Annotated in this window: 14 protein-coding genes and 1 riboswitch; all 14 genes read right to left on the bottom strand. The window is 32.6% G+C overall.

Features of this window, described 5'->3' with window-relative positions:
* Nucleotides 1-26: 26 nt before the first annotated feature.
* A complete protein-coding gene (gene ytfJ / locus HALHA_RS03025) occupies nucleotides 27-491 on the bottom strand; it encodes a GerW family sporulation protein (RefSeq protein WP_015326315.1) in 465 nt (154 codons plus the stop codon).
* Nucleotides 472-1,113 carry a DUF2953 domain-containing protein gene (locus HALHA_RS03020; RefSeq protein WP_015326314.1) on the bottom strand — a complete coding sequence of 214 codons (642 nt, stop codon included), beginning with the start codon at nucleotides 1,111-1,113 and terminating at the stop codon, nucleotides 472-474. Before HALHA_RS03020 ends, ytfJ begins: the two co-directional genes overlap by 20 nt.
* A gap of 205 nt (nucleotides 1,114-1,318) precedes the next feature.
* On the bottom strand, nucleotides 1,319-2,326 hold the full coding sequence (locus HALHA_RS03015; protein WP_015326313.1) for a FecCD family ABC transporter permease: 1,008 nt from the start codon (nucleotides 2,324-2,326) through the stop codon (nucleotides 1,319-1,321).
* Nucleotides 2,323-3,330 carry a FecCD family ABC transporter permease gene (locus HALHA_RS03010; protein ID WP_015326312.1) on the bottom strand — a complete coding sequence of 336 codons (1,008 nt, stop codon included), beginning with the start codon at nucleotides 3,328-3,330 and terminating at the stop codon, nucleotides 2,323-2,325. Before HALHA_RS03010 ends, HALHA_RS03015 begins: the two co-directional genes overlap by 4 nt.
* Nucleotides 3,331-3,351: 21 nt before the next feature.
* Entirely contained in the window at nucleotides 3,352-4,248 is an 897-nt protein-coding gene (locus tag HALHA_RS03005) for an iron-hydroxamate ABC transporter substrate-binding protein (protein WP_015326311.1), read from the bottom strand.
* Nucleotides 4,199-5,044, bottom strand: coding sequence for an ABC transporter ATP-binding protein (locus HALHA_RS03000; protein ID WP_015326310.1), 846 nt, complete (start codon nucleotides 5,042-5,044; stop codon nucleotides 4,199-4,201). Before HALHA_RS03000 ends, HALHA_RS03005 begins: the two co-directional genes overlap by 50 nt.
* A 257-nt stretch (nucleotides 5,045-5,301) precedes the next feature.
* The gene (gene scpB / locus HALHA_RS02995; protein ID WP_015326309.1) at nucleotides 5,302-5,868 is read right to left on the bottom strand and encodes an SMC-Scp complex subunit ScpB; all 567 of its coding nucleotides are present in this window, start codon (nucleotides 5,866-5,868) and stop codon (nucleotides 5,302-5,304) included.
* Nucleotides 5,868-6,635, bottom strand: coding sequence for a segregation and condensation protein A (locus tag HALHA_RS02990; RefSeq protein ID WP_015326308.1), 768 nt, complete (start codon nucleotides 6,633-6,635; stop codon nucleotides 5,868-5,870). The genes scpB and HALHA_RS02990 overlap by 1 nt, the downstream gene beginning before the upstream one ends.
* A 10-nt stretch (nucleotides 6,636-6,645) precedes the next feature.
* Complete coding sequence (trpS, locus tag HALHA_RS02985) at nucleotides 6,646-7,632, bottom strand: tryptophan--tRNA ligase (RefSeq protein ID WP_015326307.1); 987 nt, start codon at nucleotides 7,630-7,632, stop codon at nucleotides 6,646-6,648.
* Nucleotides 7,633-7,663: 31 nt separating this feature from the next.
* On the bottom strand, nucleotides 7,664-8,275 hold the full coding sequence (locus HALHA_RS02980) for a site-2 protease family protein (protein WP_015326306.1): 612 nt from the start codon (nucleotides 8,273-8,275) through the stop codon (nucleotides 7,664-7,666).
* A 3-nt stretch (nucleotides 8,276-8,278) separates the two neighbouring features.
* Entirely contained in the window at nucleotides 8,279-10,900 is a 2,622-nt protein-coding gene (locus HALHA_RS02975) for a CBS domain-containing protein (protein WP_015326305.1), read from the bottom strand.
* A gap of 137 nt (nucleotides 10,901-11,037) precedes the next feature.
* Complete coding sequence (lysA, locus tag HALHA_RS02970) at nucleotides 11,038-12,351, bottom strand: diaminopimelate decarboxylase (RefSeq protein ID WP_015326304.1); 1,314 nt, start codon at nucleotides 12,349-12,351, stop codon at nucleotides 11,038-11,040.
* Nucleotides 12,352-12,467: 116 nt separating this feature from the next.
* A riboswitch (Lysine riboswitch) is annotated at nucleotides 12,468-12,638 on the bottom strand.
* Nucleotides 12,639-12,817: 179 nt separating this feature from the next.
* Nucleotides 12,818-13,390 carry a TetR/AcrR family transcriptional regulator gene (locus HALHA_RS02965; protein ID WP_015326303.1) on the bottom strand — a complete coding sequence of 191 codons (573 nt, stop codon included), beginning with the start codon at nucleotides 13,388-13,390 and terminating at the stop codon, nucleotides 12,818-12,820.
* A gap of 15 nt (nucleotides 13,391-13,405) precedes the next feature.
* Nucleotides 13,406-14,746: a TonB-dependent receptor gene (locus tag HALHA_RS02960; RefSeq protein ID WP_015326302.1), complete on the bottom strand. Its 1,341-nt coding sequence runs from the start codon at nucleotides 14,744-14,746 to the stop codon at nucleotides 13,406-13,408.
* Nucleotides 14,747-14,790: the final 44 nt, after the last annotated feature.

The raw sequence follows: 14,790 nt of genomic DNA, 5'->3' as shown, positions 1-14,790 counted from the left end.
GGTTGTGATAACCTCAGCCCCTTTAATTAGAGCTTAATATTTGCTCTTTCTTCAGCTTTAGTTTTAGCTTCTTTTTCTTTCTTTTTATCTTCTTGCTGCTCTTTATTCTTCTTATTACCACCTTTAAGCTGGTCAATCACTTGGGGAGCTACATTTAACAATTGATCTAACACTGCATTACCACTCACTGGTAGTAACCTGACTTGATTTTCATCAACCACCAAAAAAGCCATTGGATTAAGCATTACTCCGGCTCCACTCCCACCTCCAAAACCAGCTTGGCTAGATCCTTTTTTATCTTTTTTCTTTTTTTTGGGTACTGCATATTCTGCTCCACCTGCCCCAAAACCAAAATTGACTTTGGAAATTGGAATAATTACAGTTCCATCTTTAGTTTCTACAGCATCCCCCACAATTGTATTAACCTCAACCATCTCTTGAATATTCTCCATTGCCGCACTCATTAATCCTTCAATTGGATGATCTCCCATACTTTAACCTCCTTTTGAGATCATAAAAAACAATTCTACTTCCCATAAGTATAATATTTCCTAATCTAAATTTGAATATACCTTTAAATTCAACTCGCAAGGATTCAACATTATTAAAGTTAGGGTTTACTTCAATTAGTGGTGCTGTACTAAATCTTAAAAAATTCCTGAAAAATCCTATAATTGCTCCTTTAAGTGCCCATAAACCCCCACTTAACATACCTGTAAAAGCCGGATTAGTTAGACCAAAACTAGTCTGCCATGACAAATAAGAACAATGATTAGTGAAAAAAGAAAGTGGCTCAACCTGCTTAATAATCTCTTCCATTTTTCTTAAATGATTAATAACTTTTCTTAACTCTTCTTCATTTAATTCTTCTTCAATTAATATATCTTTTTCTAATAAGCCAATCAAATTTCCCTTAATAATAAAGTAAGGATAAAATAGACTCTTTAGATCTATGTAAGAAAGTTGCAATTTATGGTTAAAAAATAAACTGCTTACCTTAATTTCAAAATGATCCTTATCCTTTTGGCGCTTGAAATCAATTACTACTTTAACGGGAATTAAATACAAAACTATAAATAAAACCACTAAGGCTAAAATTAGTAATATTAACATACCCTCTTCCTTTCCACCATAAAATTAACACTTCAAAATAAATCACTAGGAAAGAAAAAATTATATACTATTTTTAAGTTTAACCATCCATTCCCCTCAATATTCAATTCAAAAAAATAAAACCAGATGCAATTAAGCATCTGGCTCATTCTTTAACACTTCTTCTATTTTATTTTCAAAATTTCTATCTATTAATCATTCCATACTATTGCTTAATTAACAAATAAACAAAATAAGGCGCTCCAATTAACGCTACCATAATTCCGGCAGCAATTCCCTCTGGCTGAACTATATTACGACCAATTGTATCAGCAAAAAGTAATAACCAACCTCCTATTAATATAGCGATGGGCATAAATAATTGATTTCTAGCCCCTACCAATGTCTTTGCTATATGAGGGGCCATTAAACCAACAAAGGCAATACCACCTGTTACAGAAACTGCTGAAGCAGCCAAAGCAATAGCAACCAATAATAAGATTAACCGCTCTTTTTCAATGGACATTCCAACTCCAATAGCTACTGGTTCACCAAGAGTAAGTATATTTAAACGATTAGCTTTATATAACGTAAATGGTATAAGGATAATTAGCCAAGGAAGAAGTGCCCAAACAAAAGACCAATTAGTTCCCCAAATATCACCCGCTAACCATTGAGCAATAAATTCTACTTTAAAGCGTTTAGCTGATGATATTAATACAATCATTGCTCCGGATAATGCCATTGAAAATCCAACCCCGACAAGAATTAATCTTGTTGGTTTAAACCCAGTATTTTTATTATAAGAAGATAGATAAATTAATATAGCAGTTATTAGTCCACCTAAAAAAGCTACTACCGGAAGTAAATAGGTAAATGAACCAACCTCTAAAGGGAAATATAAAAAGAAAAGAGTAATTGCTAAACCTGCTCCAGAATTAATTCCGATAATTCCAGGATCAGCTAGATTATTTCGCGTTAGTCCCTGTAAGATAGAACCAGATAAAGCAAGTGCCATTCCTGCTAGTATAGTAATAACTATTCGGGGTAACCTTACTAAAAAAAGAATAAAATTTTCTTTAAATGTTCCCTGACCAAATAATATGGGAATTATTCGCTTATAAGATAATGAAGAATAACCCAAACCCATACTAATTAAAGCTGTCAAAATAATAACTACCAATAAAGTAGATAAAATCATCCGCTGCCTTTTTACTAAATCTGGATGAATCATAAAAGTTCTCTCCCCCTTTTACTAACAATTAACAAAAAGAATGGCAAACCCATAATTGCTATAATAGCTACAACTGGTGTTTCGTAAGGAGCATTAATTGTACGTCCTAATGTGTCAGCAAATAGCATATACACAGCTCCTATTATAGCTGACATCGGCAATATAAAACGATAATCTGTTCCAACTATACTACGAACTATATGGGGCACCATTAAACCTATAAATACCATATTCCCCACTAAAGAGACAGCAGCACCTGTTAATAAAATAATTACTATAAAAAGTATACTCTTGACCTGAGTTATATTTTGCCCCAAACCAACAGCAACTTCCTCATTTAAACTTAAAATTGTTAGGTGTCTAGAAAAAAGCAAGGAAATAAATAATCCGATACTAATAAATGGAATAATAATCTGTAGTTGACTCCAGGAGGTTCCGATTATTCCCCCTGCTGTCCACATTGAGACATCTTTTGATATTTTAAAGTAGATGCTAGCTCCATCTGCAACTGCATATAAGAATGCTGAAACAGCAGAACCAGCCAAAACAATTCTAAAAGGAGAAAAACCTTTTTTATTCATTGAAGCAATGCCAAAAACCAGTATTGATCCTAAGGCTGCCCCAATAAAACAAGAAATCATTATACCAAGGTAGTTCAACGAAGGAAATAAGCCAATAGCAACTGCTAAAGCTGCATTGGCTCCGGCAGTTAACCCAAACAACCCCGGGTCAGCTAATGGATTTCTTGTCATCCCCTGCATTATTGCTCCTGAAACTGCAAGTGCCGCTCCAACAAATATAGCCGCTACCCCTCTAGGTAAACGAATTTCACGAATAATCAATATATTATCTCCAGTGGCAGTAGTAGTTAAAGCCTGCCAGACTTCAGTTGTTGTAATATCTGCAGCCCCAAAAAGCATCGCTAAAAAGAACATCCCTATAAGAAGAAACAGACTAAAAATAAGTTTGTATATAAATGAAATTGATTTTAGGTTAATTTTCATCTAAAAACCTCACTAAAATAATTAATTATTTAAAAATTTTTCTTTAAAGAAATCTAATTGAAATTCTAATGTTATTGGATCATTAAAATAAAATTTTTCTGCATTCACTTCAAAAACCCTATCATTTTGTACAGCAGGAATATTCCTATACGTTTCAGTTTCTTGGAAAGAAGTATCAGCACCTGAGTTTTTACTGAAAATTATATAATCTCCAGCAACTTCTGGTAAAACTTCAAATGATATAGCAGAATAACCAGGTTTTAAAGCTAATTCTTTTACTCTTTTAGGCATCTTTAATTTCATCTCTTGATAAAGAATCTCTGTTCCCCGAGCCCAATTATCTCCGAAAACATAAAGCATTTTATTATAGTTTTCAATAACTGTTACAGTTGCATCTTCACCAATTTTTTCTCGAATTTTTTCTCCTACAGACCGCGCTTTTTTTCTAAAATCATTAATCCAAGTTCTAGCCTCTTCTTCTTTATTTAATAATTTACCAATCTCTAAATGTTGCTCTAAATACCCCAATCTTCCATAAGTATAAGTTATAGTTGGTGCAATCATCTTTAATCTATTAATATTACTAGTGCTCGATAGTCCAATAATTAAGTCAGGTTTTAATTCAATTATCTTCTCTAAGTTATCAGATGTTACTGCTTCTACACCATCTAAATTATAAAGCGGATTCTTCTTCGCCCACGGGTCGACTCCAACTAAATTTCCATCTAAAGCTAATACATTACCAGCAAAGGAACTAAGAACAATAATTCGTTCTGGATTCGCCGGAACCTCTACTGGCCCATTCTCAGATTGATATGTAATTGTTTCTGAATTAGCTTCTGCAACTACTGCTAAACCATTATTAATACTAAAAACCAGTGCTAGCATAAGCATAGTGGTGATTATTATTTTTTTCATTATTATTACCTCCATTTATTAAGTCATAAGTAATACACATTGGTTTACCTGTTCTTGGATCTTCTCCAATTTTAGCATCAATATTGAATACTTTCTTAAGTACATTAGGGGTAATTACTTCCTTACACTCCCCTGATTTTACAACTTTTCCTTCTTTTAAAGCAATTATGTGGTCAGCAAAGCGAGCCGCTTGATTTAAATTATGAAGTACCATAATGATTGTACGTTCCTGCTCATCATTTAATCTCTGGAGTAATTCTAAAACCTCTAACTGATGAGCCATATCTAAATAGGTTGTAGGTTCATCTAAAAATATTACATCTGTCTCCTGGGCTAGTGCCATTGCAATCCAGACGCGCTGTCTTTGCCCACCTGATAATAAATCTACTGTCTGATATTTAAATTTCTCTGTTCCTGTAACTTCAAGTGCCCAATTGATAACATTATAATCCTTCTCTGTCAGTCTTCCTAAACTACTCTGATAAGGAAACCGGCCATAAGATACTAATTCTCCAACTGTCAAACCACTTGTGGTTTCTTGAGTTTGAGGAAGAATAGCCATCTTTTTAGCAAGTGCATTTGTATTCTCTTGGGAAATATTTTTACCATCTAAAACAACTTTTCCTGATTGATAGGAGATGATTCTTGTCATTGCTTTTAATAATGTTGATTTGCCACTGCCATTAGAACCTATAATTGCTGTGATTTTTTTAGCTGCAATTTCAATATTAAGACCTTTAACTATTAAATCATCACCATAACTAACATTTAAATCTTTTGTCTTTAATTTTATAATATTTCACCTCCTTAATATCTTATGTTGATTGATTATCATTATCATAAAAAAGCAAAAAATAAGTAACCAATCTTAATTTAAATCGATAACCATTTTCAATACTGACTAACTAAAGTATATAACAACATAAATAGCTAAGCAACTCCCTCTAATTATTCTTAAGTTAAATTATAACTAAATTACTCTCCTTTACTTAAAATATCTAATTTATTCTTAAATATAATATCGTATTTACAAACTAAAAAAACCAGATGCAATTAAGCATCTGGCTCATTATCTAACTCTTCTTCTATTTCACTGTCATCTACTTCATTAAATTCCTGTGGTGGAGGCAATTCATCAAGACTACTTAGCCCCATATATTCCAAAAATAAATCCGTAGTTCCATAAATAATAGGCCTACCAATAGCATCCTTGCGACCTTTTTCTTCTACTAAGCCTCGCTTTTGGATGGTTTTAAGAGCTTTTTCTACATTAACTCCTCTAATTTCTTCAACTTCTGATCTAGTTGCTGGTTGTTTATAAGCAATAATAGCTAAAGTTTCTAATGCAGCTTGACTTAGAGTATTATCTTCTTTAGGCTTGTGCATTGCTTTAATAAATGAACGATACTCAGATTTTGTTTGAAATTGAAAACCTTGATTAACTTGTACTAATTTAATTCCTTTATCAACAGCTTGATAATCTTCTTTTAGCTGAGTTAAAATTTGATTAACTTCTGTAGTAGTTAAATTAGTTACTTCTTTTATATCTTTAACTGCTAATGAATCAGTAGCCATAAACAATAAAGCTTCAACTGCTGCTTTGGCTTCTTGTTTATTCATCAACTACCACTCCTCACATGATAAATCTTAATTCTTGCAAAATTATCTATTTGTTCTACTTTAACTTCTTTCATTTTTATCAATTCTAATACAGCCATAAAAGTTACCACTATCTCTAATTTAGTTTCTAAATCAACAAATAAATCAGTAAAATTAAGCCCTTTAGTTGCTACTAATTGTTGCATAATATACCCTTGCTGTTCTTTAATTGTTACTTCTTGTGGAGTAAGATGTGAAATACCTTCTTGTTTATCTTCGGTTTTGTCTTCTTGTTTGAGTTTATGCCTAATTAATACTTTCTTAAAAGCAGCAGCAAAATCATCCACTCCTATATCTTCTAAGGGATTCTCTTCTTCAAATTCTAACTGACTTAATAAAGGAGCTACATTTCTAGTGTATGACTTCCGTTCTTCTGCTTCAAAAGCTTGCAATTTAGTTGCTAAATCCTTATACTTTTTATACTCTAATAATCTTTCTACAAGTTTTTGGCGAGGATCTTTATTATCTTTTTTATCTTTATCTTGATCTTGGCCCTGCTTACTTGGTAATAAAGTCTCAGCCTTAACTTCTATTAATCGGGCTGCCATTATTAAAAACTCACTAGCTACATCTAAATCAAGTTTTTGCATAGTAGCAATATAATCTAGATACTGGTCGGTAATTTCCGAAATCTTTATATCATAAATCTGGACTTCATTTTTATTTAATAGATGTAGTAGTAGATCTATTGGCCCTTCAAAAGTATCAATCTTTACTTCATACCCCATGCTTCCACTCCTATTTTAAATTCATTGCAGCTCTTACTTCTTTAAGTGTTTCTTTTGCTTGTTTTCTGACCTTTTGGGTTCCTTTAGCTAAAATTTCATCTATTTGTTTTGGATTAGCTAATAGTTCCTCTCTTTTATTTCTAATCCCTGCTAACTCATTATTTAATACATTAGCTAACCTATTCTTACAATCAACACAACCCAGATCAGCACTACGACATTCAGCTGCTATATCTTCTGCTTCTTCCTTATTAAATATCTCATGAAAATCATAAACTGAACAAACATCTGGATTTCCTGGGTCACTTAATCTAATTCTTTCTGGGTCTGTTACCATTTGATTAACTTTGTCATTAATCTCATCTTTACTATCAGATAAATAGATAGCATTTCCATAACTTTTACTCATTTTGCGACCATCTAAACCAGGTAACCTAGGCACTTTAGCCAATTTGGATTCTGGTTCTGGAAAGACTTCTTCGTATAAATAATTAAATCTACGAGCAATATCTCGAGTGATCTCAATATGTGGTAATTGATCTTCTCCTACTGGTACTGTGTCTGCTTTAGCAAATAGAATATCTGCAGCTTGTAAGACTGGATACTCTAATAAACCAAATGGAATAGAATCATTATCCCCTAATTCTTGAATTTGTTCCTTATAAGTAGGATTTCTTTCTAACCGACCAACTGATACAATCATAGATAATAATAAATGCAATTCAGCAATTTCAGGAACATCTGATTGAATAAACAAAGTACTCTTCCTAGGGTCAATCCCTGCCCCGATCCAATCAGCCACCATCTCTCTAATATGTTGTTTTATATTCTCAGTTTGATCATACTTGGTTGTTAAAGCATGCCAATCAGCTACCTCAAAAATACAATCATAGTCTTCTTGTAAATCCTTCCAGTTATCTAGTACTCCAATTAAATGTCCTAAATGTAATTTACCTGTTGGACGTGAACCACTTAAAATAGTACCTTTATTAGACATTTATCCTCACTCCTTATAATAAATAATTAGTTTAAATTTGTAATATCAAATTAAATAATACCCCAAATATCGGATTAATAATAAAATCAAGCCACCCCATAAATAAAAATAATAATAAAAAGAATGGCCCATAAGCCTTTAAATTATATAAGATATGGTCCATGCTTTTAGGTAATATTCCCTCTAAAATTTTTGATCCATCCAAAGGGGGAATAGGTATTAAATTAAAGATAGCTAACCCTAAATTAACTGCAATTGCAATCTGAAAAAAGTAAGCAATTATTCTAGGATTAAAAAATGTAAATAAAAAACTCAAATAGTTATACATAATAGCAAATGTAATTGCTAAAGAAATATTAGCCAATGGACCAGCCAAGCCAACTAACATCATACCCTTTTTTCTATCCTTAAAATACTTAGGATTTATCTGTACTGGTTTGGCCCAGCCAAATCTCCTGGTCAATAATAAAACCAATGTCCCCAAAAAACTTAAATGGGCCAATGGATTTAAAGTCAATCTTCCTGTAGCTTTAGGGGTTGGATCTCCTAAGAAATCTGCCATCTTGCCATGAGCAAATTCATGCATTGATAAAGATAACAATAAAACAGGAATTAATAAAACCAACTCTGCAATAAAATTCATACTTTACCTCCTTTGTAAACACTTCTCTAAGAATTGATGCTCCTCTGGGGTAGAATCTATCTTTCCATCTAGCTTGGCCCTTTTTACTTCTTTTAGTATCTGTTTAAAATAAGGGCCTGGTTGATAACCTAAATCAATTATATCTTTACCACTAACTTTAATCTCTACTTCCTTTAATTCCTCTAAAAATAAAGAAATCTTTTCTGTAAGACTAAAATCCTTAACTAGTATAAATAATAGTTCTTCTATCTTTAAGCCTTCTAAAGTGTAATAAACCTCACTATTTCTTTCTGCTTGCTTTAGTTTAGTAATTATTTGCTCAATCTCCAAACTAGTCTTAATCCGACTCTTTAGTTGACTATTTAAGTTAAACTTTTTACTAAACTTTTCTACTTCTTCTTTGGTGAAATGTTCTAATAAAGTCATTAAATAGAGTATCCAAGGAGTAAACTCAATATTTTGCTCTTTCTTCATTGCCCACCCTATAATTTTATCCACTTGCTTAACTAACTTCTCTTTAACTTGATTCCAAACTAAACTATCAGAAAAATAAACTAAAATATCATACTTAACTAGTAATCGAATAAATGAAGTTGGATTTTCATCTTGTAAACCATGTTTTAGTTTCCCAAATAATCGATTAGGACTCAACTTCTCAATTGTATCTAAATCAATAGCTTGTTTAATTAACCTCTCTGTCTCTTCATAAAATTGATAACCATAGCGACTAGCAAATCTAAAAGCCCTAAAAATCCTAGTTGGATCATCATATAAACTGAAATTATGTAACAAGTGAATAACTCCTGCTTCTAAATCTTTTTTTCCATTAAAATAATCTACTAATTGACCAAAAGCTGTAGGATTAAGTTGTATCGCTAAAGCATTAATAGTAAAATCTCTTCTAAAGAGATCCTGTTGAATTGAACCAGGTTCTACCTCAGGTAAACTAGCAGTATAGGGATAATATTCTATTCTAGTTGTAGCAATATCCAACTTGACATTATCTAAATCAACTACCGCTGTTCCAAAATCACGATAAATATCAAGGTCTCCATTTAACTTATGGGCCAAGGTTTTGGCAAACTCTATGCCCTCTCCTTCTACTACTAAATCTAAGTCCAAATTAATCCTTTCTAATAATAAATCTCTAACAAAGCCACCTACTATATAAAGATTATATCCTAACTCATCAGCTAACCTTCCTGCCTTTTTTAATAGGTCAATAATTGATTGGTCCACTATTTGTAATTCTTCAGTTACATCATATCTTTTCTCCTGTACTTGAACTAAGCTACGTCCGTATAGATTTTGTCGATTTTTTAAATAATCATCTGTACCATAAAAGAGTTTTAATAAATCATTTCGAGTAATAATCCCTACTAAATCATCTTCCTTATTAACTACAGGTAAGCGACCAATATCATGCTCGACAATTTGTTCTTGCACCTCTTTTAAAGAAGCATCAGGATTAATAGTAATTACATTAGTAGACATATACCCTTTAACTGGGGCATGCAATAAGTCATAATTTCTAACTTTATCAATATCTCGCTTGGAAATAATACCTACTAATTCGTCATCTTTACAGACTACTAATCCAGACCAATTATTACGTAACATTATCTTATCAGCTTCTTTCATAGTAGTATCCGCAGTTATTGTCTTTACTGGAGTAGACATTATATCTTTAACTAAGATAGAAGGACTAATCTTTTCTCGAGCTACTTTAAGAACTTCTTGTTCCCACTCTAATAGTTCAGCTGATTCTTCACATTCAATAGTTACTGAAGCAGCTCGATTATGTCCTCCCCCACCAAAATAATTCAGTATTTGTGCTACATTAATATTATCGCTCTTACTTCGACCAATAACAAGAATCTTATTGGAATTCGTAAACTTAACTAGTACAAATAATGCATCACAATTATGTAAGTCATTTAGTTTATGGGTTAATAATGAAATATCTGGGATATATTCTTTAGCTTCAGCCTGAAAGGTATCAATCTTTAATCCTTTAACTGAAATTTGATGTAAGGAATCAAGTAATTTATTAAATAACTTTTGTTGTTTTCGATCTAAAGAATGGTCTATATACTCCTCTACAATCTCGAGATTGGCCCTTGATTCTAATAAAGAAGCAACAACTTGAGCATCTAAAGATGTCGTATTTTTATAAATCAATCCTCCTGTATCCTCATAGATACCCAAAGCAAATAAAGTAGCTTCAAAAGGAGTTATTTCTATTTTCTTTGCCAGTAACTTATCTACTAAAATAGTGGTTGTAGCCCCAACAGATTTTATAATCTGATCATCATCAATCTGTTCATCTTGATGATGGTCATAAATTATAATCTCTACTTCCGATTCTTCAAATAGATCTATTAAAGCTCCCGTTCTAGTTGGTAAATTATTATCTACCATAATAACCTTATTTACTCTAGATTTATTTATCTCTCTAGGCCGTTTAACAGGAATTCTATCTTTATATAAAGCCATAAATTCCTTTACATTATTAGCCAATTTTCCTGGAAAGACCATAATAGCTGCTGGATATAACTTTTGAGCAGCTACCATAGCTGCTAATCCATCAAAATCCGTTCGCTGATGGGTAGTAATTATCTCCATCTTATCACTCCATTATATTAATTTACAATAGCATAATTTGCATTATTATTCTTCTATTTAACCTTCATAATTATACCATAAAAAGTTATAAAAAAAAAGTAAGAGCGCTTAAGCACTCTTACTACTTAATAATTTCTCTATTTAAGTCTCTCTGGAAGAACATCATTAGAGATTAAATCTTGCTTACTTTCGGGCTTTACAATCCAATCAATATTATTCTCACTTAATAATAAAACCCCAGGCCTTGTTACTCCATTATAATTACTACTCATAGCATATCCATAAGCTCCAGTACAAGATGTTAATAGTATATCTCCTGGCTCTATGTGCGGTAATTTAATATCCTTAATTAAAATATCACCTGATTCGCAACACTTACCTGTAATAGTAACAGTCTCTTCTAATTCTTGGTCAGCTTTATTAACCACACATGCTTCATATTCGGCATCATATAAAGCTGGTCGGATATTGTCTGGCATTCCACCATCTACCGCAACATATTTTCTGATATTTGGAATTTGTTTCACTGAACCAACCCGATAAATAGTAGAACCAGCCGTACCTACAATTGAACGACCTGGTTCATTAATTATTTTAGGTAATGGCATATCAAGACTCTCACATGTTTCTTTAATCGTTTTAGTTACAATCTCAGCGTACTGATCAATACTTGGTTTTTCCTCATCTTCAGTATAAGGAATTCCAATTCCACCACCTAAATTTAACTCTTCCATTACTAAACCTGTCTCTTCTTTTACTTCTTCTACAAAATCCATCATAACCTCTATTGCTTTAGCAAATGATTTTAATTTGAAGATTTGAGAACCAATATGACAATGAAGTCCTACTAACTTCACATTTTTTAACTCTTTAACTTGCTTAATTGTTTCTAATGCTAAACCATTTTGTACTCCCACTCCAAACTTAGAATCAGTCTGACCAGTTTGAATATAGCTATGAGTATGAGCTTCAATTCCAGGCGTAACTCGTAATAAAATATCTTGTACTACTCCATGTTTCCCTGCTAATTGATTTAATAACTCTAATTCATATTGATTATCTACCACAAAACTTTTAATTCCTGCATCTAATGCCATTTCAATCTCATCAGGTGTTTTATTATTTCCATGAAAATAAATCTTTTCTACTGGGAAATCTGCCTCTAATGCCACATGTAATTCTCCACCCGATACGACATCTAAACCTAAACCTTCTTGGTCAATAATTCTTGCCATAGCTACTGATAAAAATGCCTTACTAGCATATAAAGTTTCAGAATTGGGGTACCACTTTTCAAAGGCTTCTCTATAAGCACGACAATTATCTCTAATTTCTTTTTCATCTAAAATATACAAAGGAGTCCCATATTCCTCAGCAATATCTACTAAATTATGTCCAGCAACCTCTAAAATTCCATCCTGACTAACCTCCATTGTTCCTTGTAATTTCATAAAAACTACTCCTTTCTCCCTGCTCTATAGTTGTGTATGAGCTTTTAACTTCTCACACTAATTGCTAACCTATAATAAAAAAAGGTTATGAGCTTTTCTCATAACCAGATCTCCAGTCGTAAGATAGCTCTCCACAAAGTGGCAGTAATATAACTATTAATTATATCCCCAACCCTAAGAGATAGCAATTGCTTTTAGGGCTTCGGCAATAATCCCTTTCCTCCTAATTCTACACTCAGACCTAGCTCCTTAGAAGTACTAATAATCATTGCTCCTCTATCATTCTATTTAACTGCAAATAGCTTAACATAATTATTCTGTCTTGTCAAACCTTTTTGAGATTAATTATCAATTGTTTTTTCTGTAACAACCTCCTGATATTCTCCATAATAATTAGTCCCCCACACACCTACTAAAATTAATACAGCACCTACAAAATAAAACCAATAATAGACTACAAAAACTATTAGGCTTGTAGTAACCCATTAAAAATTAGCTCAATAATCTCATTCTTTATTTTAGTAACCGGAAATTCGTCTCTAAACATAAACCAGTGTAGAGCATTAATATTAACCATGCCGATTAAGGAAGCAGTAGCAGTCTCAATATCTAACTCTTTAAACTTTCCTGTCGTTACTCCCTGTTCAATGATCTCTTGAATAACAATGGTATATTTGCTTCTGATCTTTTTAATATGTTCTTCAAACTTATTCTTATACCCTAAACTTTCCCGAGTTAAGAATTTACAAAAATCCCGATGTTGATTATAGAATTCAAGATGAATGGTAACTGTTTTATCCAATTTTTTAGCCGGATTATCTATTCCTGCAATTCCCCGCTTAATCTCTTCAGTTAACTGATTAAAACCCATTTCTACTAACGAAGAAATTAAATCTTCTTTATTATTAAAGTAGCGGTATAAAGTTCCTTTTCCAACTCCTGCTTCTTTGGCAATCTCCTGCATCGTAGTATCAGCAGCTCCATTCTGCGAAAATTTTTCTACAGCTACTGTGAAAATTTTTTTTCGTTTGGAATTCATAGCTTCAACTCCCTTTTAAAATTCTACCTTTAAGCGAGTATAAATTCTATCATCTCCTAAATTAGAAATCAAGCTTGATTGGCTGTCGCTGTTACTTTCTTTATAAGTCCCGCCGATCTGCAGTTCAGTAGAATTAGCTAGAGAATAAGTAAACTGCGGTTCAATTAAATAAGTTTCACTCTCTGCTTCATAGATGGCATTAGCTTCTATTGTATGGAAGGTAAAGACCGGTTTATCAAAGTGGACGTTAAAGGCTTTAATATCAGCTTCGCTGTCTAATCGGCCCTGCTGGTAATAAACCTGCCCGACTAAATATAGGTTATTTTCAAACTTATAATCCGCTCCTAAGGTTGCTTGGATTCGATTATCAAACTGATCATCTTCATACATACTGTAAGCAACTTCGCTCCAGACACCGATACCATTGATATCGCCAATGACATCAATTCCCACTTGATTAGTTTCGGGGTAAAGGATAAAGGAGTCTAAAGTCTTATTGTTACTATCACAATAAGTAGCAAAACCTTCTGGATCATTTGTTTGATTTACATATTCCTCATAATTCCTAATCAAATCATTCACTTGATTTTCTAGATAGTCTCTATCCACTATGGGTAATTTATCGCGACCGTGATATACAGTTGCTGATACATCAAATCCTTTCAATCCGCGCTTAGTAACCTTGAAACCAGCTTGAGTATTTTCAACATCATCCTTTACTTCATCCAGTGGATTATTAATTACTTTTTCTTTAATATCACTTTGTAAAGAATTAATTCCTTTTATTTCTGATACCATTGTAGCTACCTTATTATTAAATTTATTCAATAAATTTATTTTTTGCTCCTTACTCATTTGATGCGTCTTAAAAAACGGCGTCACAACTCCTGAGATCTCAATCCGCTTCGGAGCATAGTAAGTTCCCTTCACTGCCTTGACTGCTACCTTTTCATTCATCGGCTTGAGGGCGGTTAAATCTCGAGGATTAAAGTAATTAGTCGGTTGAAGTTTATAAGAGCTGCCCCAGCTAATCTTCTGTTTGCCTAATTGCCAATCCATATTTTTAGTGTAGTAATTTACATAAGCTTCAGCAATCTTCACTTCTGTTTCCCGCTTTGAACTAGGTAACGTAAAAGATTTAGCTTCTAAATCCACATACACATCAGCAGTAAACCCAAATCTCTTCTCTAAGATTAAATTAAACTTTTCTGTATCAGTTAGATTCCCATTATCAAGATTAGCAACTAAGTCACTCTCTAAACTTCCGGAAATTTCAACTTCATCAGCCGCTAAAGCTCCCGTACCAACTACCATTAGCAGGGCCAACACTAACGACAATAATTTCAATTTCTTCATCATTATCCCTCCTGTTAATTAGTTGTCAGTTGTTAGCTAATAAC

This window comes from Halobacteroides halobius DSM 5150, assembly GCF_000328625.1.
In the GTDB taxonomy this organism is placed as follows: Bacteria; Bacillota; Halanaerobiia; order Halobacteroidales; family Halobacteroidaceae; genus Halobacteroides; species Halobacteroides halobius.
The sequence above is the reverse complement of the archived record's forward strand: the minus strand, read 5'-3'. Positions and strand labels throughout refer to the sequence as shown.